Annotated in this window: 20 protein-coding genes, 1 tRNA gene and 1 other RNA gene; 13 read left to right on the top strand and 9 right to left on the bottom strand. The window is 70.0% G+C overall.

Annotation, left to right across the window (positions count from 1 at the left end; translation table 11 throughout):
• The first annotated feature begins 4 nt into the window (after positions 1–4).
• Positions 5–481 carry an SsrA-binding protein SmpB gene (smpB, locus tag F9B98_RS11390; protein ID WP_094734236.1) on the top strand — a complete coding sequence of 159 codons (477 nt, stop codon included), beginning with the start codon at positions 5–7 and terminating at the stop codon, positions 479–481.
• 9 nt (positions 482–490) lie between these two features.
• Here smpB and F9B98_RS11385 read toward each other — a convergent pair whose 3' ends face one another.
• Positions 491–1,144 carry an SIMPL domain-containing protein gene (locus tag F9B98_RS11385; protein WP_150957431.1) on the bottom strand — a complete coding sequence of 218 codons (654 nt, stop codon included), beginning with the start codon at positions 1,142–1,144 and terminating at the stop codon, positions 491–493.
• 215 nt (positions 1,145–1,359) lie between these two features.
• Here F9B98_RS11385 and ssrA point away from each other — a divergent pair.
• Positions 1,360–1,729: a transfer-messenger RNA gene (gene ssrA, locus F9B98_RS11380) on the top strand.
• Positions 1,730–1,814: 85 nt separating this feature from the next.
• Here ssrA and F9B98_RS11375 read toward each other — a convergent pair.
• A complete protein-coding gene (locus F9B98_RS11375) occupies positions 1,815–2,354 on the bottom strand; it encodes a YaeQ family protein (RefSeq protein ID WP_150957426.1) in 540 nt (179 codons plus the stop codon).
• A 49-nt stretch (positions 2,355–2,403) separates the two neighbouring features.
• Between F9B98_RS11375 and F9B98_RS11370 the strand changes: the two genes are divergently transcribed.
• On the top strand, positions 2,404–2,658 hold the full coding sequence (locus F9B98_RS11370; protein ID WP_150957424.1) for a hypothetical protein: 255 nt from the start codon (positions 2,404–2,406) through the stop codon (positions 2,656–2,658).
• A gap of 10 nt (positions 2,659–2,668) precedes the next feature.
• Here F9B98_RS11370 and F9B98_RS11365 read toward each other — a convergent pair whose 3' ends face one another.
• Positions 2,669–3,232, bottom strand: a complete 564-nt coding sequence (locus F9B98_RS11365; protein WP_150957422.1) for a hypothetical protein — start codon at positions 3,230–3,232, stop codon at positions 2,669–2,671.
• Positions 3,229–4,065, bottom strand: coding sequence for an inositol monophosphatase family protein (locus F9B98_RS11360; protein WP_150957419.1), 837 nt, complete (start codon positions 4,063–4,065; stop codon positions 3,229–3,231). The genes F9B98_RS11365 and F9B98_RS11360 overlap by 4 nt, the downstream gene beginning before the upstream one ends.
• A 116-nt stretch (positions 4,066–4,181) precedes the next feature.
• Here F9B98_RS11360 and F9B98_RS11355 point away from each other — a divergent pair.
• Positions 4,182–4,257 (top strand) — tRNA-Lys (locus F9B98_RS11355).
• Between the two features lie 175 nt (positions 4,258–4,432).
• Positions 4,433–5,005 (top strand): NUDIX hydrolase, encoded by a 573-nt coding sequence (locus tag F9B98_RS11350; RefSeq protein ID WP_150957415.1) that lies wholly within the window; start codon positions 4,433–4,435, stop codon positions 5,003–5,005.
• Here the strand turns inward: F9B98_RS11350 and F9B98_RS11345 are convergent.
• The 4 genes from F9B98_RS11345 to F9B98_RS11330 all read right to left on the bottom strand — a co-directional run bounded on the left by F9B98_RS11345 (position 4,972) and on the right by F9B98_RS11330 (position 9,544).
• Positions 4,972–6,585, bottom strand: coding sequence for an HNH endonuclease signature motif containing protein (locus tag F9B98_RS11345; protein WP_150957412.1), 1,614 nt, complete (start codon positions 6,583–6,585; stop codon positions 4,972–4,974). The genes F9B98_RS11350 and F9B98_RS11345 overlap by 34 nt on opposite strands.
• 304 nt (positions 6,586–6,889) lie before the next feature.
• Positions 6,890–8,131 (bottom strand): MFS transporter, encoded by a 1,242-nt coding sequence (locus tag F9B98_RS11340; RefSeq protein ID WP_150957409.1) that lies wholly within the window; start codon positions 8,129–8,131, stop codon positions 6,890–6,892.
• Entirely contained in the window at positions 8,128–8,700 is a 573-nt protein-coding gene (locus F9B98_RS11335) for a MarR family winged helix-turn-helix transcriptional regulator (RefSeq protein ID WP_150957406.1), read from the bottom strand. The genes F9B98_RS11340 and F9B98_RS11335 overlap by 4 nt, the downstream gene beginning before the upstream one ends.
• A gap of 40 nt (positions 8,701–8,740) precedes the next feature.
• The gene (locus F9B98_RS11330) at positions 8,741–9,544 is read right to left on the bottom strand and encodes an IclR family transcriptional regulator (protein WP_150957403.1); all 804 of its coding nucleotides are present in this window, start codon (positions 9,542–9,544) and stop codon (positions 8,741–8,743) included.
• A 100-nt stretch (positions 9,545–9,644) separates the two neighbouring features.
• Between F9B98_RS11330 and F9B98_RS11325 the strand changes: the two genes are divergently transcribed.
• The 3 genes from F9B98_RS11325 to F9B98_RS11315 are packed head-to-tail and all read left to right on the top strand — an operon-like array spanning position 9,645 to position 12,254.
• Positions 9,645–10,415 (top strand): CoA transferase subunit A, encoded by a 771-nt coding sequence (locus tag F9B98_RS11325; RefSeq protein WP_150957400.1) that lies wholly within the window; start codon positions 9,645–9,647, stop codon positions 10,413–10,415.
• 1 nt (position 10,416) lies between these two features.
• Positions 10,417–11,070: a CoA transferase subunit B gene (locus F9B98_RS11320; RefSeq protein WP_191966776.1), complete on the top strand. Its 654-nt coding sequence runs from the start codon at positions 10,417–10,419 to the stop codon at positions 11,068–11,070.
• The gene (locus tag F9B98_RS11315) at positions 11,067–12,254 is read left to right on the top strand and encodes an acetyl-CoA C-acetyltransferase (protein WP_150957397.1); all 1,188 of its coding nucleotides are present in this window, start codon (positions 11,067–11,069) and stop codon (positions 12,252–12,254) included. The genes F9B98_RS11320 and F9B98_RS11315 overlap by 4 nt, the downstream gene beginning before the upstream one ends.
• A 99-nt stretch (positions 12,255–12,353) precedes the next feature.
• Here F9B98_RS11315 and F9B98_RS11310 read toward each other — a convergent pair whose 3' ends face one another.
• A complete protein-coding gene (locus tag F9B98_RS11310) occupies positions 12,354–12,608 on the bottom strand; it encodes a protein BatD (RefSeq protein WP_150957394.1) in 255 nt (84 codons plus the stop codon).
• Between the two features lie 146 nt (positions 12,609–12,754).
• Between F9B98_RS11310 and F9B98_RS11305 the strand changes: the two genes are divergently transcribed.
• From F9B98_RS11305 to ilvN, 5 genes are all read left to right on the top strand, one after another.
• Positions 12,755–14,245 carry an alpha,alpha-trehalose-phosphate synthase (UDP-forming) gene (locus F9B98_RS11305; RefSeq protein WP_225310313.1) on the top strand — a complete coding sequence of 497 codons (1,491 nt, stop codon included), beginning with the start codon at positions 12,755–12,757 and terminating at the stop codon, positions 14,243–14,245.
• Positions 14,246–14,306: 61 nt separating this feature from the next.
• Positions 14,307–15,086 carry a trehalose-phosphatase gene (gene otsB / locus F9B98_RS11300; protein ID WP_150957391.1) on the top strand — a complete coding sequence of 260 codons (780 nt, stop codon included), beginning with the start codon at positions 14,307–14,309 and terminating at the stop codon, positions 15,084–15,086.
• Between the two features lie 91 nt (positions 15,087–15,177).
• The gene (gene ilvD / locus F9B98_RS11295) at positions 15,178–16,896 is read left to right on the top strand and encodes a dihydroxy-acid dehydratase (protein WP_150957388.1); all 1,719 of its coding nucleotides are present in this window, start codon (positions 15,178–15,180) and stop codon (positions 16,894–16,896) included.
• Between the two features lie 48 nt (positions 16,897–16,944).
• Complete coding sequence (locus F9B98_RS11290; protein WP_150957385.1) at positions 16,945–18,753, top strand: acetolactate synthase large subunit; 1,809 nt, start codon at positions 16,945–16,947, stop codon at positions 18,751–18,753.
• Between the two features lies 1 nt (position 18,754).
• On the top strand, positions 18,755–19,264 hold the full coding sequence (gene ilvN, locus F9B98_RS11285; RefSeq protein ID WP_150957382.1) for an acetolactate synthase small subunit: 510 nt from the start codon (positions 18,755–18,757) through the stop codon (positions 19,262–19,264).
• Positions 19,265–19,277 lie beyond the last annotated feature (13 nt).

Below are 19,277 nucleotides of genomic sequence, written 5' to 3'. Positions count from 1 at the left end.
CACCATGCCTCGTGAGCAGGGTGAGAAGCTCATCGCGTCGAACAAGAAGGCGCGTCACGACTACGCCATCGAGAAGACGTACGAAGCAGGACTGGTGCTCACGGGCACCGAGGTGAAGTCGCTGCGCCAGGGACGCGCGAACCTCACCGACGGTTACGCGTACATCGACGGGGGACAGGCGTTCCTCGACGCCGTGCACATCCCCGAGTACTCGCAGGGCCACTGGACCAACCACTCGGCCAAGCGCACGCGCAAGCTGCTCCTGCACAAGGAGGAGATCATCAAGCTCTCGCACGCCGTGTCGGCGGGCGGGTACACGCTGGTGCCCCTGCGGCTGTATTTCCTCGACGGGCGCGCCAAGGTCGAGATCGCGGTCGCCAAGGGCAAGCGCGAGTTCGAGAAGCGGCAGACAATCCGCGAGCGCGAAGACAAGCGCGAGGCCGAGCGGGCGATGCGCACGAAGAACCGCCTGGGCGACTGACGCTCCGGATCACTCCGCGCGGAAACGCCCCTCGACCACCGAGGTCACCACGATCTCGGGCGGCTGCAGGCTGAACGACGGCCCGCCCGCCGAGGCGGCCATCAGGCGCGCATTCACCGGGGTCGGTGACTCGGGCTGGGCGGCGAGCAAGCCGGCATCCGCGATTTCAACGGCGGCGACGGATGCCAAGCCCAGAGCGTCCGCGTAAGCGGTGGCGCGTTCCACCGCGACGCGGACGGCGTCGGCGGCGACCTCGCGCTCGACCCGGGCGCGCGTCGTGGGGGACAGGCGCCACTCCACCGCGGTGACCTGCACGTCGTCGGACTCGGCGACGTCGCCCAGCCACCAGGACAGGGCGCCCGCGTCGGTGAAGGTGGCGGACAGCTCCACGGCCGCGTGGTGGACGAGCGGGAGCTGCGTGCCCTCGTTGTTCCACGGGCGGTCGGACCAGACCGAGACCCGCGCGCTCGACCACTCCGACACCTCGCCGGAGCGGAGGTGGGCGACGAGTCCGTCCTGCACGACGGCGGCGCGCTCCTGCGCCTGCTCGACGACCGGACCGCGGGAGGGGCCGTCGGTGGCGACCCTGACGCGGACGGCGGCCTCTTCGGCGCGGATGCGGGCGTTGCTCTCGCCCCGGACGGTGATCACGACGTCGCTCATGCGGTGAGCTTACGGGAGGGGCGTTGTTCGGGTGCGGGCCGGTGTGGGCGCGGCGACGTCGCTCATGCGGTGAGCTTGCGGGAGGCGGCTCACCCGCTCTGCTGGGGAATCATCGCGCGCCGTGAACCGTTGTAGACTGTGATGCTCGGGTGCGTTTGGTTTCCCGAGGTGGCAACTCAACAGAGTGACAACGGCCGCTCCAGTACGGAGTTCCCGGGGCTGATCGGTTTCGACAGCGCCTGCGAACCCGCGAGAAGCGGGCCGAGGATGTGGGGTTATCTCGTAAACGCTCCCTGCAAAACAATAAGTGCCAATGCTAAGCGCACTGACTTCGCCCTCGCTGCGTAAGCGAGCCCGATAGTCCGTCAGACCGTGTGTGACCCCGCCACGGATCCTGGCGTCATTTAGGGGTCTTGCTGCGTGACGGCGTCTGGACGTCACGCGGGACTTTTCCCAGGCTGGGCTCGTCGACTTAGGTGTCTGTGACAAAGGTCGGAGCCGAGTAGAACGTCTGCACAGACTGCGCCCGGAGAAAACGCGGAGACCCAGCGTTGGACGGGGGTTCGATTCCCCCCAGCTCCACGAGCCGTTGTCACGAAGATGTTGTCATGAGAAGAAAGCCCCCGCTCCCACCCGTTTCGGTGAGAGCGGGGGCTTTCTTCGTTTCGGGTCAGCCCGCGGCGCGCGTGTGGATATCGCTCTCGCCCGAGACGCCGTTGAGCTCGAGGTAGAGGCGCCCCTCGGTGCGGGTGAGGGTGGCGGTGTTGCGCCGCTCGATGGCATCCGCAAGTCTTTCGACGAATCCGGGCTCGAAGCTGTGCAGCAGCACCTCGTCGGCGCGGTGGATGCGCTTTCCGGCCCACGGGGCGGAGACCTTATCGGGGTCGCGGTGCGTGTAGACGGCGACCCTCTCGGCCTTCATGCTGCCGGTGTGCAGGCGGGCGGCATCCGGAGCTCCGACCTCGACCCAGGCGACGAGTGCCCCGGTGAGATCGCGGACCATCACGGCGGGCTCGTCGGTGGCCGCGACGCCCTCGCTGAAGCCGATGCCCTCCTCGTACTCGAGGCAGTAGGCGAGCACGCGCGTCAGCATGTACGGAGCGGTTTCGGACGGATGCCGCGCGACGCGCAAGGGCAGCTCGTCGTAGACGCCGCGATCGACGTCGGAGAGCTGCACGGTGAAGGTGTGAATGGTCGAGCCGATAGCCACGAGGGTCGAGCCTACGCTGTCGTGCGGGCGGAGCGGCTAGCGTCGGAGGATGCCCGACCCGCGCAGCTCTCGCATCGACATCGGTCCGTTCCGTCTCGAGCCCGTGGCGGACGCGCCGCGCTGGCGGGCCGTGGGTCGCGGCGACGATGCTCCGGTCGAGGGCGGGTGGAGCGATTGGGTCGCGTTCGCCCAGCGGGTGCTGCGGGCGGACGAGCTGTGGCGCGGGCTCGAGGCGCGCGGAGACGCCTGGGACGAGGGGTTCGCCGCCGGGCAGGACGCGGCGGCGGTGAATCCGTACCGGTGAGCAGCTGCCTTTAATGCGGCGTCTCGACGAGCAGCAGGCTCTGGCGGGTGTCGGCGAACTTCACCCAGCCGTCGCCGAAGAGGTAGGTCAGGCCGTAGCCGTCGACGCCGCGTCCGCCGAGCCAGTCGGGGTTCTCGGTGACGTACGCGCCGTCGGCATCCCTCTCGAGTTTCCACCCGGAGGCTACGAGGTCCTTCTCGGCCTGCTGGGCGGTGGCGTCGTCGATCGGTGCCCAACCGAAGATCTGCACGCGGTCGGATGCGACCTTGGCGTCGCCCCACTTGCACTGGATGCCCTCGTTGAGAGCGGTGGCGCCGATGCGGAACGGCTCCTCCTGGGAGGTCCACCCGAGGCTCTTGAAGTCTTCGACGGTGGACGTGGGGATGATGTTGTCGCAGGTCGGGGTGATCGGCTCCGTGGTGGGCGTCGCGCTGGGGGCGGCCTCGGCCACGGGGGCGTCCGTCGCCGTGGCGCTGGCGGCGACGCTGGGGGCCGTATCGGGCGCCGAGGTGCAGCCCGCGAGGGCGAGGGCCGCGAGGAATCCGGTGGCGGCCAGCAGGCGTCGGGGCGTCATCGGTCGTTCCCCTCGTGCAGCAGCGCGAAGAACGCGTCGTGGAGGATGCCGTTCGTCGCGAGCGAGGATTCGGCATCGAGGCGATCCGACCCGTCGAACGCGGTGAAGCGGCCGCCGGCCTCGCGGACGATCGGCGCGATCGCGGCGATGTCGTACTCCTTCACGCCGAATTCGGCGACGAGCTCGAGGCGCCCTTCCGCGAGCCACATGTACGGCAGGGCGTCGCCGTAGGCGCGGTCGCGCCACACGACGCGGGTGAGTTTCTCGAGGGTGGGGACGAGATCGACGTCGTCCCACTGCTCGATGCTCTGGAAGCTGATGCTGGATGCCGAGACCTCGTCGATCGCGGAGACGTTGATGCGACGGGTCTCGCCGGTGGCGGTGGTGGTCCAGGCGCCGTTACCCGTGGAGGCCCACCAGCGGCGTCCGATCGCGGGTTGGCTGACGACGCCGACCTGCGGGACACCGTCGACCGTGAGGGCGATGAGGGTCGCCCACACGGGGATGCCGCGCATGTAGTTGTGGGTGCCGTCGATGGGGTCGATGACCCAGCGCCGGGAGATGCTCGATGCGGCGTCACCGGAGGTGCCGTACTCCTCGCCCAGGATCGCGTCGCCGGGGCGCTCGGCATCCAGGATCTGTCGAATCGCACGCTCGGTGGCGAGGTCGGCCTCGGTGACGTGGGTGCGGTCGGGCTTGGTGTCGATGTGGAGGTCGGCGGAGTCGAAACGTTCCATCGCCACCGCGTCGGCGGCGTCGGCCAGACGGAGGGCGAGTTCGAGATCGGCGGACAGGTCCGCGGGGGTCTCGGCGGGCTCTTCGATGCGGGACACGCGTCAAGGATAACCGCCGCCCGTGGGGCCGAACCGTGGCCCGATTTGGCGTGCCCGAGTCACGCCTGGTAGTGTCATTCCTCGGCGCGGAGAGCGAAACTCCGGCCGAACGGAACGCACCTCTAGCTCAATCGGCAGAGCAACTGACTCTTAATCAGTGGGTTCTGGGTTCGAGTCCCAGGGGGTGCACCACCTCAGAAATCCCCTTCCGCCAGCTGGCCGGGAGGGGATTTCTGCATTCATGACGTGTGTGCGGGTTCACGGGGTTTCGACCGCCCCGGGTGCAACCTCTCGCCCGGCGAACGAGCACTCGGCATGATGGAGCGAGCCGCTGCGCGCGGTACGTGCCGATCCCGGGAGGTTCGAAATGGCCGACGACGAGATGTGGGACGTCACCGACATCCAGGGCACCCCGACCGGAACCCTTCACCGGCGCGGCGACGGCCCGGTGCCGGCCGGGTCGTTCCACGTCGTGGCATCCGTGTGTCTGGTGTCGTCGACAGGACGCGTGCTGATGAGCCTGCGGGCGGAAGGCAAGGACTACCCGTTGGCGTGGGAATTCCCCGCCGGCAGCGCCCTGCGCGGGGAGACCAGCCGCACCGGCGCCGTGCGCGAGCTCGCGGAGGAGACCGGCATGGCGCTCGCCCCCGACGACCTCGTGCTCGTGGGGCGCGTCATCGAGGAGAGTGCCCTGTTCGACCTGTGGGTCGGCCGCATCGAGGGCGAGCCGGTGCCCGTACCGGATCCGGAGGAAGTCCAGGATGCCGGGTGGGTCACCCTCGACGTGGTGCATCAGCGGTGGAGGGACGGGGTGTTCGCGACACCGTGGAACGCCCGGTTCGATCAGCTGTGGGACGCGCTGGTGGAGCGGGTGGGGGAGGCGGGCGTCCACGGCGCGGAGCACGGTCAGAACGGCGGCGGATCCACCTCGACGTCGTGACCCAGGGGTGAGCGCCACCTCAGGTCGGAGTCGCCCGAGTTCTTGTGCGGTTCCCATCTCGTCTCGTGGCGGAGGCGATGGTGGTGGCGGCACTCGGGTTCGAGGTTGTCGTGGTCAGTGGTGCCGCCGTCGGCCCACGCCGTGAGGTGGTCGATGTCGCACTCGCGCGCCGGTCGTGTGCACCCCGGAAAGACGCACGTCGGCGAGGTCACACCCAACCACCGCCGGAGGGCAGTGGTCACCCGGTACGTCGTGCGGTCGAGGGCGAGGGGAACCCCGGTGAGCGGGTGGGTGAGCACGCGGATCCACGACGTCGCTTCTCCCGCAAGACGGCGAGCGGTCTCGAGGTCGATGGGGCCGTAGCCGTCCAGCGTGGCCGGCGTGTCGTCGCGCCCGAGCAGGGTGAGCGCGGGGACGGTGACGACCACGGTGGGACGGGCGGGGCGGGGAGCAGCGGGTGTGCTCGGCGCGCCAGACGCTCCCGGCGCGGGAACCGCTGCCGACGCCCCCGTCGCGCCGGACGCTCCCGGCGCGGGAACCGTTGCCGTCGCGGGCTTCTGCGCCGCAATGCCACTTGCGAGCAGGTCTGCCAGCGCATCCGCCCGCAGCTGCGCCAGCGTGCGGTTTTCCCCGTCTGCCGTCGCGAGATGCCGCGCGACGCGATCCAGGCGCGTCATGGCCGCCTGCGCCCGATCCGCGGGGAGGAGCGCAGTCAGCGTCGCCATGCCGTCGAGCTCGGGCGTCAACCACACTCCGCGGTCCTGAGCGGCGCGGCGATGGCGCTCGTCGATCGACTCGGCGTGGACCTTCTCGCGCAGGACGCGGGCGGCGGTCTCGAAGCTCGAGGGAGTGAGGCGCTCGGCGCGCTCGGTGGCGCCAATGTCGAATGCGGTCCAGGCCGCGCGATCGTCGGGGAGGGAGTCGGCGAGCCGGGCGATCCTGATCGCGTGGCTTTCGGAGATGCGCCCCTCGAGGAACGCCCTCCAGGCCAACGCGCATCGCGTCTGCAGCGTTCGCGCGTGACCGACGCGGGTGCGCACGGTCCTCTCGGCCAGACGGAGCTGTACGGCGATCTCGGCGGCGGCGGCGCGCTCGGCCAGGTCGACGCGATCGCGGCGAACGGCGGCCACCGTGCGGCCTCGCGAGTCGTCCCAGTCCGCAGAGAGAGTGGGATCCGGGCCGACCCACGGCTCCGGGTCCGCCACCGCACCATCGAGGATCAGCGTCATGAGCCGGTACTCCTCGGCCGTGTGCTGCCGACGACGGACGGCGACCGCGACGAGCTCATGCACGAGGTCGATCGGACGGGCGTCGGTTTCGGAAACGGCGGAGACGGGGCAACCGGCAGGCGACGCGGGGCCCTCGCTGAAGGCACCCAGGTCGTGGCTCACCGGCCACGGATCATCCCCGTCGACGAACAACTCGTCCCAATCCGGCTCGAACAGTCCCTCTTCGATCGCACGGACCTCGTCGGCCCACGCGTCGAGCTCGGCGTCGCTCGGCGGAGGCGCGGAGAACGCGACGGGCACGACCTCGCGATCCGGCACCGGCCGGTCTGTCGCGGGGGTCGAGTTCGTCATGGGAGCACGGTATCGCGGACCTCCGACATCGAAGAGAAGACCAGGTCAGGAGTGCGATACATCACGCCATACGGCGGGAGCACGAAGCCCCGACACGACGCCCCTCGACGGAGCGCCGCACCGACACCCGGCACCCCGCGCAGTTCCGAGGCGAAAGCGCCGAGTCCCGACCCGACGACCCTCCTGGACCGCCCTCCCGACACCCGGTGCCGCCCACACGCGCAAGCGCCGAGCCCCGACACGACGCCCCTCCACGGACCGCCTGCCGGAACCCGGCGCCTCGCACCGTGCCGTCGACGCCTTCTTACGCTGCGTCGCCCACCAGGACCGCAGCGCCTTCGTCAGCGGCATCCGGGTGCGCTCCGTCGACGTGCGCGAGCAGGCGCCGGCCGAACAGGATGCACGCGGCCGAGATCACGACCGACACCGCGGCCATCACGTACGGCACTCCCGCACCGTACGCGTGCCACAGCAGGGCCGCCAGCGGGGGAGCGACGGCACCACCGAGGAAGCGCACGGCCGAGTACGCCGACGACGCGACCGAGCGGGGGAGGTCGGTCGCCTCCATCACGGCCTCGGTGAGGGCGGTGTTCACGACCCCGAGCACGAGACCGCCCACGATGATGCAGACGACTAGGGCGGTGGCCGACGACACGATGAACGCGGCCACGAGCAGGTCGAGAGCCAGCAGTGGCAGAGCGATCAGCAGGACGGTCGTCAGGCGCAGTCGGCGCAGCAGCAGGGGAGCGACCCACACGCTCGTGATCGCGAGACCCACGCCCCAGCCGAAGAAGGTCAGGCCGATACCCATCGCCCCGAAACCGAGGGGGAACGGCGAGAACGCCAGCAGCGTGAAGAAGCCGATGTTGTAGAACAGCGCGGTGGCGGCGAGGATCGCCAGCGCCGGGCGACCCAGCGCTCGGAACGGAGCGCTGAAGGGGAGCGGCTTGCGTTCCGGCTGGGGTCCGCGAAGCAGGGCCAGCACCGCGATGAATGCGATCGCCATCAGCACCACGACGCCGAAGAACGGCCCTCGCCAGCTGACTTCACCCAGGATGCCGCCGAGCAGCGGTCCCACGGCGATGCCGAGGCCCAGCGCGGCCTCGTAGAGGATGATCGCGGCCGAGCTTCCGCCGGAGGCGGCGCCCACGATGGTCGCCAGCGCGGTGGAGATGAACAGCGCGTTGCCCAGGCCCCATCCGGCGCGGAAGCCGATGACGGCATCCACGCTGCCGCTGATGGCGCAGAAGAACGCGAACACGACGATCAGGCCGAGACCCACCAGCAGGGTCGCCTTGGCGCCGATACGGCTCGAGATCCAGCTCGTGATGAGCATCGCCAGTCCGGTGACGACGAGGTAGCTGGTGAACAGCAGCTCGGTCTCGACGGGCGACGCCTTCAGGGACTCGGCGATCGCGGGAAGGATCGGGTCGACCAGGCCGATGCCCATGAAGGCGACGACGCACGCGAATGCGACGGCCCAGACCTGCGCGGGCTGTTTCCAGACGCTGGGCGCCTTGCTGACTGCTGCGGTTCCGGCACTCACCGGACCACCTCCTGTTCTCCGGCGGCGCCCACGAGGGCTCCGCGATCATCGGTCGGGTCGGCGGCGCCATCGTCGTCGGGGATTGAGTCATTCGGGGTTGAGGCGTTCGGGGTTGAGTCGTCGGGGGCTCGGTTCTCATCGGTTCTCGACGGCGCCATCCCCACCCGCAGCGACAGGGCCGACGCGGCGAGGCTCACGGCATCCCACTCGCTCTCCGACAGATCGGCGACGTGGGGCGCGAGGGCCGCGCGGAACTGCTCGTACCAGCCGGCCAACGCCTCGAGACCGGCGGCCGTCGCGGCCACCACGCTCACGCGCGAGTCGTCGGGGTGGCGGCGTCGCTCCAGGAGGCCCGCCGCGTCCATCTGGTGGACGAGCCGGGTCATGCCGGGCTGGGTCACGCGGCTCAGAGTCGCGAGGTCACCCAGGCGCTGCGGACCGTGATCGCGCAGCAGGGTCAGCGTGCGCCACTGGGCCGCGGGTGCCTCGGTCTGCGTGTCGAGAGCGGCGATCCGGGTGAGCGCGTGCACCGCGAGCAGGAGCGTCTGCAGATCGTCGTCCCGGGTCATACCCAGAAGTATACCCCTGATATATACCGGTGGTATCTATTTACCGGGAAGACGAGACCCGCGTCGAGAGCTGGTGGGCGTGCGCGAGCAGAAGCCGTCCCAGCTCGGCGAGACGCTCGCCGCCGAAGCGGAACTCCACGCCCGTCAGGCTCAACGCCCACTGCGGGTCTCCGGAACGGGTGAACACTGCCGCCCCGAGCCCCCAGCTCCCCTCCACGATCAGCCCGGGGTTCACCGCGTACCCGCGAGCCTGCGTATCGCGGATCCGAGTGCGCAGCCGCGCGGGGGAGTGCGACGACCCCCACTTCTCGGCGAGCTCCGGATGCCGCTCGAGATACGCATCCACATCGTGGGGCGGCAGGAAGGCGAGGATGGCCAACCCCGCCGAAGCCACCCCGAGGGGGAAGCGCACGCCCTCCGACAGCACGAACGACCGGATCGGGAAGCTCCCGTCCTCGCGGACGAGGCATACCGTCTCATCCCCCCGCCGCACCGACAGGAACGCGCTCTCCTCTGTGCGCACCGCGAGGGAGCGCACGATGTCGCGAGCCGTCGAGGTGATGTCGAAGCGGGATGCCGCGACACTGCCCATCAGGTACAGCTCCGGTCCCGGCAGCCAGTGCCCCGTTGCGTCGTCGCGGTCGACGAGCCCCTCGGCGCGCAGGGCGCTCAGCAACCGGTGCGCGGTCGGCCGGGTCAGGTCGGCATCGCGCGCGAGGTCGCCCACGGCCCCACCCGCTGCGCCGGCGGCGGTCACGAGCCGCAGCAGCCGCGCCGCCCGCGCGATCGCCTGTGCTCCGGGGACGGAGGCCTCGGAAACAGTGCGCGTCTCTTTGTCCACCATGTGGACGTTACGCGCCCCGGTATCCACATGACAAGACCGCAGTCGTCGACCTACCGCGAGCCGGGGCACCGTGGAAGCACGCCAGAACAGAGGAGTTCGCGTGATCGACAAGACCGTCGCCACCGCCGCCGAAGCGGTGGCCGACATCCCCGACGGGGCCTCGCTCGCCGTCGGCGGGTTCGGCCTCTCCGGCAACCCCATCGCCCTCATCGAGGCCCTTCTCGCCCAGGGGACCCGCGACCTCTCGGTCGTGTCGAACAACTGCGGAGTCGACGACTGGGGGCTGGGGATCCTCCTGGGGGCCGGACGCATCCGCAAGATGACCTCGTCGTACGTCGGCGAGAACAAGGAGTTCGAGCGGCAGTTCCTCTCCGGCGAGTTGGAGCTCGAGCTCACCCCGCAGGGAACCCTCGCCGAGAAGCTCCGCGCCGGCGGCTCGGGCATCGCCGCGTTCTTCACGCAGACCGGCGTCGGCACCCAGGTCGCCGAGGGTGGCCTGCCGCGGCGCTACGACGGCGCGGGCGGCGTCGCGATCGCCTCCCCGGTCAAAGACGTGCGCACCTTCGAGGTGAACGGCGAGCCGCGCGAATTCGTCCTCGAAGAGGCGATCACCACCGACTTCTCGCTCGTGCACGCGTGGAAGGGCGACCGCCACGGCAACCTCGTCTTCCGCAAGGCCGCTCGCGCCTTCAACCCCCTCGCCGCGATGGCCGGCCGCACCTGCATCGCGCAGGTCGAGCACCTCGTCGAGCCCGGAGAGATCGATCCGGATGCCGTGCACCTCCCCGGCGTCTACGTCCACCGCATCGTGGAGGTCGGCGATGTCGACAAGCGCATCGAGAAGCGCACCGTTCGCGAAGGGAACCACTGACATGCCCCTGACCCGCACCGAGATGGCCGCCCGCGCCGCCCTCGAACTCGCCGACGGCTCGTACGTCAACCTCGGCATCGGTCTGCCCACCCTCGTTCCCAACCACGTGCCTCAGGGCGTCACGGTCGTGCTGCAGTCCGAGAACGGCATCCTGGGCGTCGGGCCGTACCCGACCGAGGACGCCGTGGATGCCGACCTCATCAACGCCGGCAAAGAGACGGTGACCACCCTCGACGGTGCCGCCTTCTTCGACTCGGCGCTGAGCTTCGGCATGATCCGCGGGGGCAAGATCGACGCCGCCATCCTCGGGGCGATGCAGGTGTCGGCATCCGGAGATCTGGCGAACTGGATGATCCCCGGCAAGATGGTGAAGGGTCCTGGCGGGGCGATGGACCTCGTCCACGGCGCCGCCCGCGTGATCGTGCTGATGGAGCACGTGGCCCGCGACGGCTCTCCCAAGATCGTCGAGCAGTGCTCTCTGCCGCTCACCGGCCGCGGGGTGGTCGATCGCATCATCACCGACCTCGCCGTGCTCGACGTGACGGAGGATGGACTCGTCCTCGTCGAACTCGCCCCCGGGGTGAGCGTCGACGAGGTGCGGGCCGCCACCGAGCCCGCACTGACCGTCCGTCTCACCGAGGAGCAGCACGCATGAGCGCACCCACCGACGTCGTCATCGTCGCCGCCGCACGCACCCCGCAGGGCCGGCTGAAGGGGCAGCTCGCCCCGCTCACCGCCGTGCAGCTGGGCGCCGCCGCCATCCGCGGAGCGCTCGAGCGCGGCGGCATCCCCGCCGATGCCGTCGACGCCGTGCTCGTCGGCCAGGTGCTCCAGGCCGGAGCCGGCCAGAACGCCGCACGGCAGGCCGCGATCGCCGCCGGGATCGGGTGGGACGTGCACAGCGCCGCCATCAACAAGGTATGCCTGTCGGGCCTGACCGCGATCATCGACGCCGCGCGCATGCTCCGTCTGGGCGATGCGACGGTCGTCGTCGCCGCGGGCATGGAGTCGATGACCCGCGCCCCGCACCTGCTGATGAACTCGCGCGAGGGCTACGCATACGGCTCGGTCGAGGTGCTCGACCACATGGCCTTCGACGGCCTGACCGACGCGTACGACCGCGAGAGCATGGGAGCGTCGACCGAGCGCGCGAACGCCCGGTACGAGGTCACCCGAGAGGCACAGGATGCCGTGGCCGCCCGCTCCCACCAGCGCGCTGCCTCCGCGAAGAGCGCCGGCGTGTTCGACGCGGAGATCGTGCCGGTCGAGATCCCGCAGCGCAAGGGCGACCCGGTGGTCGTCTCCGCCGACGAGGGGATCCGCGCCGACACGACCGTCGAGACGCTCGCGAAGCTCCGGCCCGCCTTCGCCGAGGGCGGCTCGATCACTGCGGGAAACGCCTCGCAGATCTCCGACGGGGCCTCGGCCGTCGTCGTGACGACCCGGACGATCGCCGAGCAGCACGGGTGGGACGTCCTCGCGGTCGTCGGCGCTGCAGGACAAGTCGCCGGTCCCGACAACTCCCTCCACGATCAGCCCGCCCGAGCCATCGCGAAAGCTCTCGAGAAGCAGGGGATCTCGGCATCCGACCTCGATCTCGTCGAGATCAACGAGGCGTTCGGCGCGGTCGTCGCTCGCTCGCAGACCGAGCTCGGGCTGTCCGACGACGTCGTCAACCCGCACGGCGGCGGCATCGCGATCGGCCACCCGATCGGCGCTTCGGGCAACCGCCTCGTCGTCCACGCCGTGCACGAACTCGTGCGGCGCGGCGGCGGCACGGCCGCGGTGGCCCTGTGCGGCGGCGGCGGCCAGGGCGACGCGCTGATCCTGACGCGCTGATCTCGACGCGCTGATCCCCGCCCCGCCGACATGCATCCGTGAAACGACGAACGGATGCCGCGACCTCGAGGCCGCGGCATCCGTTCGTCGTTTCGGGGGTCAGCGCCCGAGGCGCTTCTTGAACAGCTTCTCTTGCTTCTTCGACACGGGGGAGTCGCCCGCGATCACGCGGCCCCGGCGCGCGCGACGGGTGTCGACGACAGCGCCGATCGCGAGGGCCAGGGTGATACCCCAGCTCAGCCACGCCAGCGCCGTGCGCCAGGTGAACGGCTCGTCGTTCTTGAGCCCGCGCAGGAGCGTGACGCCGCCGGTGATGGCGCTGAGAAGACCGGTTCCGAAGATGTACTGCCGCATGCGCCCAACCTATCGAGCGGCGCGGCCCGGCGCCGGACCTTGACAGGACGAACCCGGACCGGTGGAACGGGCGTAGCGCATCGCGTCCACCCCCTCGACGCACGAGGGCGCGCTGTTAGCCTGAGGACGATCCCCGAGGAGGACCTGTGACCCAGGCCGATTTCGTCGTCGTCGCCAACCGACTGCCCGTCGATCGCACCCCCGACGGAGAGGGGTGGAGACGCTCACCCGGCGGTCTCGTCACCGCTCTCGAACCCGTGATGCGCCGCGCCGAGGGCGCGTGGGTGGGGTGGGCCGGTCAAGCCGACGTCACCGTCGACCCGTTCGACTTCGAGGGCACGCACCTCGTTCCCGTGACCCTGACGGCGTCCGACGTGCAGCTGTACTACGAGGGCTTCTCGAACGACACCATCTGGCCGCTGTACCACGACGTCATCGCCGCGCCCACGTACAAGCGCGCGTGGTGGGACGCCTACGTCAGAGTCAACGAACGCTTCGCCCAGGCCGCCGCCGACGTCGCCGCCGAGGGCGGGATCGTCTGGGTGCAGGACTACCAGCTGCAGCTCGTGCCGAAGATGCTGCGCGAACGCCGCCCCGACCTCACGATCGGGTACTTCCACCACATCCCGTTCCCCGCGTACGGCCTCTACGCGCAGCTGCCCTGGCGCCGCCAGGTGCTCGAGGGCCTGCTCGGAGCCGACGTGATCGGCTTCCAGCGGGTGGCGGATGCCGGCAACTTCGCCCGGGCCGTCCGGCGCCAGCTGCGCTACGAAACCAAGGCCAGCGGCATCCTGGTGCCCGACGCGTCGGGCGGCACGCGTGTCGCGCTCGCGAAGGCGTTCCCCATCTCGATCGACGCCGAGTCGTACATCGAGCTCGCGCAGAAGCCCGAGATCCAGCAGCGGGCGAAGGAGATCCGCGCGGGCCTGGGCAACCCGCGCAAGATCCTGCTCGGCGTGGACCGCCTCGACTACACCAAGGGCATCCGCCACCGGCTCAAGGCGTGGGGCGAGCTGCTCGAAGACGGCCGCGCCACCGTCGAGGACGCCACCCTCGTGCAGGTCGCGAGCCCGAGCCGTGAGCGCGTCGACGCCTACGTGCAGCTGCGCGACGAGATCGAGATGACCGTCGGTCGCGTCAACGGCGATTACGACACCACCACGCATACCGCGATCCGCTACCTGCACCAGTCGTACCCGCGCGAGGAGATGGTCGCGCTGTTCCTCGCCGCCGACGTGATGCTCGTCACCGCGCTCCGCGACGGCATGAACCTCGTCGCCAAGGAGTACGTCGCCAGCCGCATCGACAACCGCGGCGTGCTCGTGTTGAGCGAGTTCGCCGGCGCCGCCGATGAGATGGGCAGCGCCCTGCTCATCAACCCGCACGACATCGACGGGCTCAAAGACCAGATCGTGAGAGCGATCGACATGCCCGCCGCCGAACAGGGCCGCCGCATGCGGGCGCTGCGCAAACGCGTGCGCGACCACGACGTCGAGGACTGGTCGCGGGAGTTCCTGGACGCGCTGTCGGTCTTCCACGAGAAGTCCTCGAGCGCCGCCGCGGCCGCGGAGGTCGGCCAGGACGACGACGGTTCGGCTCCCGAACGCGAGCCGATCGACGAAACGGATGCCGAATGAGTGCGCCCGCCCCGAGCTGTGGCGTGCCCACGCCGTGCCTGACCAGAAGTGGGGATGCCGGATGACCGCCGCCGATGCCGCCGTCGAAGCCGTTGCCACCACCGACACCCTGCTGGTGGCCCTCGATTTCGACGGCACCCTGTCGCCCCTCGTCGACGAGCCGATGTCCGCGCGCATGACGCCGGGCGCGCGGGCCGCGATCGACGCCCTCGCGGCGCTGCCGCGCACGGTCGTCGCCCTGGTCTCGGGTCGCTCGCTCGGTCACCTGCGCGAGATCTCCGAGCACGACGATTCCTCGCCGATCTGGCTCGCGGGCTCGCACGGCGCGCAGTTCTGGATCCCCGGCGCGGGTATCGAGGCGGCCGGCGACGACGAGGCCGATCTCGCCCTGCGCGACCGGCTGCAGCAGCGCGCCCTCGACGGCACCGCCGAGATGACCGGGGTCTGGATCGAGCCCAAGGAGTACGGACTCGGCGTGCACACGCGCACCGCGGATGCCGCCACGGCTGAGGCCGCGCGATCCCTCGTCGATCGACTGGTCGCCGCCGAGGCGCCGTCGTGGCGCCGACGCACCGGTCACGACATCCTCGAGTTCTCGTTCCGTCACGAGGGCAAGGATTCCGCCGTCGCGCACCTGCGCGAGCGCGTCGGCGCTTCGGCCGTGCTCTTCGCGGGCGACGACGTCACCGACGAAGACGCGTTGGGTGCGCTGGATGCCGGCGACCTGGGCGTGCGGGTCGGCGGGGGAGACACCGCGGCGACGCTGCGCGTGGACGACATCGACGCGTTCGTGGCGGTGTTGGACGAGGTCGCGCGCCTGCGCCGCGCTCACGTGTCCTGAATCGGCGGCGCAGAGCGCGCGGACCCGGATTAATCGTGCGTTCACGGCCTGCTGAGCGTCGGGTGTCGTAGCCGCGCAATAGACTTCGACAATGCCCGCACCGCAGAATCCGAACACCGGCGAGTTCGACATCAAGCCCCGCAGTCGCGTCGTCACCGACGGCATCGAAGCCACCACCTCCCGCGGAATGCTCCGCGCGGTCGGCATGGGCGACGAGGACTGGGACAAGCCCCAGATCGGCATCGCGTCGAGCTGGAACGAGATCACTCCCTGCAACCTCAGCCTCGACCGCCTCGCACAGGGCGCGAAAGAGGGTGTGCACGCTGGCGGCGGGTACCCGCTGCAGTTCGGCACCATCTCCGTCTCCGACGGCATCTCGATGGGCCACGAGGGCATGCACTTCTCGCTCGTGTCGCGCGAGGTCATCGCCGACAGCGTCGAGACCGTCATGATGGCCGAGCGCCTCGACGGCTCCGTGCTGCTCGCGGGCTGCGACAAGTCGATCCCGGGCATGCTCATGGCATCCGCTCGACTCGACCTCTCGAGCGTCTTCCTCTACGCCGGCTCCATCGCCCCCGGCTGGGTCAAGCTCAGCGACGGCACCGAGAAGGACGTCACCATCATCGACTCGTTCGAGGCCGTGGGCGCGTGCCTCGCGGGCAAGATGAGCGAAGAAGACCTCAAGCGCATCGAGTGCGCGATCGCCCCCGGCGAGGGAGCGTGCGGCGGCATGTACACCGCCAACACCATGGCCTCCGTCGCCGAGGCGCTGGGCCTGAGCCTCCCCGGCTCGGCCGCCCCGCCCTCGGCCGACCGTCGCCGCGACTACTTCGCCCACCGCTCGGGCGAGGCCGTGGTCAACCTGCTGCGTCAGGGCATCACCACGCGCGACATCCTCACCAAAGAGGCGTTCGAGAACGCCATCGCCCTCGCCATGGCGCTCGGCGGCTCGACCAACGTCGTGCTGCACCTGCTCGCGATCGCCAACGAGGCCGAGGTCGAGCTCACCCTCCACGACTTCAACCGCATCGGCGACAAGACGCCGCATGTGGCCGACATGAAGCCCTTCGGCCAGTACGTCATGAACGACGTCGACCGCCACGGCGGCATCCCGGTCATCATGAAGGCGATGCTCGACGAGGGTCTGCTGCACGGCGACGCGCTCACGGTCACGGGCAAGACGCTCGCCGAGAACCTGGCCGACCTGAACCCCGACCCGGTGGACGGCAAGGTCATCCACTCGTTCGACAACCCGATCCACGCCACCGGCGGCATCACGATCCTGCACGGTTCGATGGCCCCCGAGGGTGCCGTGGTGAAGTCGGCCGGCTTCGACGGCAACGTCTTCGAGGGCCCGGCGCGCGTGTTCGAGCGCGAGCGCGGCGCGATGGACGCCCTCGAGGCGGGCGAGATCGCCGCCGGCGACGTCGTGGTCATCCGCTACGAGGGCCCCAAGGGCGGTCCCGGCATGCGCGAGATGCTCGCGATCACCGCGGCCATCAAGGGCGCAGGCCTCGGAAAAGATGTACTACTGTTGACGGACGGACGATTCTCAGGCGGCACAACCGGCCTGTGCATCGGCCACATAGCTCCCGAAGCGGTGGACGCAGGTCCCATCGCCTTCGTGCGCGATGGTGATCTGATACGGGTCGATATCGCCGCTCGCACTCTCGACTTGATCGTCGATGAGGCCGAGCTGAGTTCCCGCCGCGAAGGCTGGGAACCGCTTCCCCCGCGCTATACCCGTGGCGTTCTGGCCAAGTACTCCAAGCTCGTGCACTCCGCCGCGGAGGGCGCGGTCACGGGCTGACGGCCGTCCCCCTCCTTTTCACCTTCTTACGGTTCTCGAGGTACTCCCATGTCCATCGATTCCCCTACGGCGGCCGTGCCCCGGCCGCCCGCCCGCACCGCTCCGGCGCCCGTGATGACGGGAGCACAGTCGGTCGTCCGCTCGCTCGACCTGCTCGGCGTCACCGACGTGTTCGGTCTGCCGGGCGGGGCGATCATGCCTGTGTACGACCCGCTCATGGACGACGAGCACGTCCGCCACATCCTCGTCCGGCACGAGCAGGGCGCCGGCCACGCGGCCGAGGGCTACGCCGCCGCCTCGGGCAAGGTCGGCGTCGCGATCGCGACGTCGGGTCCCGGCGCGACCAACCTCGTCACCGCGATCGCCGACGCCTACATGGACTCGGTGCCGCTCGTGTGCATCACCGGTCAGGTGTTCTCGACCCTCATGGGGACGGACGCCTTCCAAGAGGCCGACATCGTCGGCATCACCATGCCGATCACCAAGCACTCGTTCCTGGTGAAGACGGCCGACGAGATCCCCGGTGCGATCGCCGCGGCCTTCGAGATCGCCTCGACCGGCCGCCCCGGCCCCGTGCTCGTCGACATCACGAAGGATGCGCAGCAGGCCGAGGCACCGTTCGTCTGGCCGCCGAAGATCGACCTGCCCGGCTACCGCCCGGTGACCAAGGCGCACGGCAAGCAGATCCAGGCTGCGGCCCAGCTGCTCGCCACCGCGCAGAAGCCCGTGCTGTACGTCGGCGGCGGCGCGATCCGCTCGAACGCGTCGGCCGAGCTGAAGGTGCTCGCCGAGGCGACCGGGGCTCCCGTCGTCACGACGCTTATGGCGCGCGGGGCCTTCCCCGACTCGCACGAGCAGCACCTCGGCATGCCTGGAATGCACGGCACCGTGCCCGCGGTCCTCGCGCTGCAGGAGAGCGACCTCATCGTCTCGCTCGGCGCCCGCTTCGACGACCGCGTCACCGGCAAGGCGGCGCTGTTCGCCCCCCACGCTCAGGTGGTGCACGTCGACATCGACCCGGCCGAGATCTCCAAGATCCGCACCGCCGACGTGCCGATCGTGGGCGACCTGCGCGAGGTGCTCATCGACCTCGACGCCGCCTTCCGCGCCGCCGACGCCGAGCACCCGCACGACTACAGCGAGTGGTGGACGTACCTGAACGGCCTGCGCGAGGAGTTCCCCCTCGGCTACACGCCCACCAGCGACGGCCTGCTCTCTCCGCAGCACGTGATCCAGCGCATCGGAGAGATGACCGGACCCGAGGGCGTCTACGCCTCGGGCGTCGGCCAGCACCAGATGTGGGCCGCGCAGTTCATCAAGTACGAGCGTCCCAACGCCTGGCTCAACTCCGGCGGCGCCGGAACCATGGGCTACGCGGTGCCCGCGGCGATGGGCGCCAAGGTGGCCCAGCCCGAGCGTGCCGTGTGGGCGATCGACGGCGACGGCTGCTTCCAGATGACCAACCAGGAGCTCGCGACCTGCGTCATCAACGACATCCCCATCAAGGTCGCGATCATCAACAACTCCTCGCTCGGCATGGTGCGCCAGTGGCAGACGCTGTTCTTCGACGGCCGCCACTCGAACACCGACTTGAACACCGGACACGGGACGCGTCGCATCCCCGACTTCGTCAAGCTCGCCGAGGCGTACGGGTGCCTCGCCATCCGCGTCGAGAAGGAAGACGAGATCGACGCCGCGATCCAGCTCGCCCTCGACACGAACGACCGCCCGGTCGTGATCGACTTCGTCGTGAGCGCCGATGCGATGGTGTGGCCGATGGTGCCGCAGGGCGTCAGCAACAGCTACGTCCAGTACGCCCGCGATCACTCGCCCGCCTTCAACGAGCAGGAGGACTGAGATGTCCCGTCACGTCCTGAGCCTCCTCGTCGAGGACAAGCCCGGTCTGCTCACCCGCGTCGCGGGCCTGTTCGCCCGCCGCGGCTTCAACATCGAATCCCTCGCCGTGGGCGTCACCGAGGTGCCGGGTCTCTCGCGCATCACGGTCGTCGTCGACGTCGAAGGGCTCCCGCTCGAGCAGGTGACCAAGCAGCTCAACAAGCTGATCAACGTCATCAAGATAGTCGAGCTGGATGCCGCCAGCTCCGTGCAGCGGGAGCACGTGCTCGTGAAGGTGCGTGCCGACAACGCCAGCCGCTCGAACGTGCTCGAGGTCGTCAACCTCTTCCGCGCCTCGGTCGTCGACTACGCCCACGACGCCGTCGTGATCGAGATCACGGGCGACAAGGGCAAGGTCGACGCCTTCCTCAAGGCCATCGAGCCCTTCGGCGTGAAAGAGCTCGCGCAGTCGGGCCTGCTCGCCGTGGGCCGCGGCGGCAAGAGCATCACCGAGCGCGTCCTGCGCGGCTGACACTTCCCGACTT

It is taken from the genome of Microbacterium testaceum StLB037 (genome assembly GCF_008763945.1).
GTDB lineage: Bacteria > Actinomycetota > Actinomycetes > Actinomycetales > Microbacteriaceae > Microbacterium > Microbacterium testaceum_G.
Note: the sequence above shows the minus strand (reverse complement) of the source record. Positions and strands in the feature narration are given on the sequence as shown.

What these genes read in the sequence shown, in the direction of transcription:
- smpB (WP_094734236.1), top strand. Translation starts at nt 5, where the DNA reads ATGCCTCGTGAGCAGGGTGAGAAGCTCATCGCGTCGAACAAGAAGGCG.
- F9B98_RS11385 (WP_150957431.1), bottom strand. Translation starts at nt 1,144, where the DNA reads ATGAGCGACGTCGTGATCACCGTCCGGGGCGAGAGCAACGCCCGCATC.
- F9B98_RS11370 (WP_150957424.1), top strand. Translation starts at nt 2,404, where the DNA reads ATGCCCGACCCGCGCAGCTCTCGCATCGACATCGGTCCGTTCCGTCTC.
- F9B98_RS11365 (WP_150957422.1), bottom strand. Translation starts at nt 3,232, where the DNA reads ATGACGCCCCGACGCCTGCTGGCCGCCACCGGATTCCTCGCGGCCCTC.
- F9B98_RS11350 (WP_150957415.1), top strand. Translation starts at nt 4,433, where the DNA reads ATGGCCGACGACGAGATGTGGGACGTCACCGACATCCAGGGCACCCCG.
- F9B98_RS11345 (WP_150957412.1), bottom strand. Translation starts at nt 6,585, where the DNA reads ATGACGAACTCGACCCCCGCGACAGACCGGCCGGTGCCGGATCGCGAG.
- F9B98_RS11335 (WP_150957406.1), bottom strand. Translation starts at nt 8,700, where the DNA reads ATGACCCGGGACGACGATCTGCAGACGCTCCTGCTCGCGGTGCACGCG.
- F9B98_RS11330 (WP_150957403.1), bottom strand. Translation starts at nt 9,544, where the DNA reads ATGGTGGACAAAGAGACGCGCACTGTTTCCGAGGCCTCCGTCCCCGGA.
- F9B98_RS11320 (WP_191966776.1), top strand. Translation starts at nt 10,417, where the DNA reads ATGCCCCTGACCCGCACCGAGATGGCCGCCCGCGCCGCCCTCGAACTC.
- F9B98_RS11315 (WP_150957397.1), top strand. Translation starts at nt 11,067, where the DNA reads ATGAGCGCACCCACCGACGTCGTCATCGTCGCCGCCGCACGCACCCCG.
- F9B98_RS11310 (WP_150957394.1), bottom strand. Translation starts at nt 12,608, where the DNA reads ATGCGGCAGTACATCTTCGGAACCGGTCTTCTCAGCGCCATCACCGGC.
- otsB (WP_150957391.1), top strand. Translation starts at nt 14,307, where the DNA reads ATGACCGCCGCCGATGCCGCCGTCGAAGCCGTTGCCACCACCGACACC.
- ilvD (WP_150957388.1), top strand. Translation starts at nt 15,178, where the DNA reads ATGCCCGCACCGCAGAATCCGAACACCGGCGAGTTCGACATCAAGCCC.
- F9B98_RS11290 (WP_150957385.1), top strand. Translation starts at nt 16,945, where the DNA reads ATGTCCATCGATTCCCCTACGGCGGCCGTGCCCCGGCCGCCCGCCCGC.
- ilvN (WP_150957382.1), top strand. Translation starts at nt 18,755, where the DNA reads ATGTCCCGTCACGTCCTGAGCCTCCTCGTCGAGGACAAGCCCGGTCTG.